Below are 852 nucleotides of genomic sequence, written 5' to 3' on the forward strand. Positions count from 1 at the left end.
CGTGCGCGAGGCGGTGCGCTTCGCCGACGGCATCACGCATCTCTTCGAGCAGGGCGTGACCAGCTGCCTGGAGCTGGGCCCGGACGGTGTGCTGTCCGGGATGGGCGCCGACACTGTGCCGGAGATGGCGTTCGCCCCGGTCCTGCGCAAGGACCGCGACGAGACCGGCTCCCTCATGGAGGCCCTGGCGCAGGTGTATGTCCGGGGTCATGCGGTGGACTGGGCTGCCCTCCTCGCCCCGTCCCGTCCCCGGCTGGTGGAACTGCCCACCTACGCCTTCCAGAAGGAGCGGTACTGGGTCCAGCCTGCGCAGCCCGCGACCCACACTTCACTCGACGTCCGTGACGCGGCTGATTCCGGTTTCTGGGATGCGGTGGAGCGTGGGGATGCGTCGGAGGTGGCGGATCTGCTGGCGTTGCCGGCGGATGGCGGGTCGCTGTCGGCGGTGTTGCCGGCGTTGTCGGCGTGGCGTCGGCGGGATCGTGAGTGGTCGGCGGTCGAGGGCTGGCGTTATCGGGTGGCGTGGTCGCCGGTGACGGTGGGTTCTGGTGTGTTGTCGGGTGCTTGGCTGGTGGTGGTGCCGGCCGGTCTTGCCGGTGACGCGTGGGTGGGTGCCTGTGTTGCGGGTCTGGCGCGGTGTGGTGCGCGGCCTGTGATGCTGGAGCTTGCTGCCGGGGAGTCCGGTCGTGAGGTGGTGGCCGGGCGTCTGGGGTCGGTGTCGGCTGGTGAGCCTGGCGGGTTTGCTGGTGTGGTGTCGTTGCTGGGGCTGGCGTCGGGCCGGGACAAGGTGTTCGGTTCGGTTCCGGTGTCGGTGGCGTTGACGCTGGGTCTGGTGCAGGCGCTGGGTGATGC

1 protein-coding gene is annotated in these 852 nt (G+C 70.3%); it reads left to right on the forward strand.

From position 1 onward, the window contains the following. Positions 1-852, forward strand: an 852-nt coding sequence (locus JHAT_RS34905) for a hypothetical protein (protein WP_171991189.1), incomplete at both ends; no start/stop codon positions are given.

It is taken from the genome of Streptomyces sp. JHA26, from assembly GCF_002005565.1.
Classification (GTDB): Bacteria; Actinomycetota; Actinomycetes; order Streptomycetales; family Streptomycetaceae; genus Streptomyces.